This window comes from Streptomyces sp. SID9727 (genome assembly GCF_010550605.1).
Taxonomy (GTDB): Bacteria; Actinomycetota; Actinomycetes; order Streptomycetales; family Streptomycetaceae; genus Streptomyces.
This window is the reverse complement of the sequence record NZ_JAAGNI010000274.1, coordinates 1-219: the sequence shown is the minus strand read 5'-3', so window position 1 is coordinate 219 and position 219 is coordinate 1. Positions and strand designations below refer to the sequence as shown.

At 79.9% G+C, this 219-nt stretch carries 1 pseudogene; it reads left to right on the top strand.

The window, feature by feature from the left end:
• A pseudogene (locus G3I41_RS17600) lies at nucleotides 1-219 on the top strand (TPM domain-containing protein); the annotation flags it as partial.

Sequence of the window (219 nt, the reverse complement as noted above, 5' to 3'; positions counted from 1 at the left end):
GACCCGATCAACGCGCTGCGCCGGGTGGAGGAGGCGGACCGGGCGCTGGACGAGGCGCTGGCCGGGGCCCGCGAGCGGGAACAGGGCGACACCCGGGCGCGCTCGCTGCTCGACGGGGCGCTGCTCACCGCACGCTCCTCGGTCGCCGCCGCGGCGGACTTCGTCACGACGCACCGGGGCGCGGTCGGCAGCACCGCCCGGACCCGGCTCGCGGAGGCG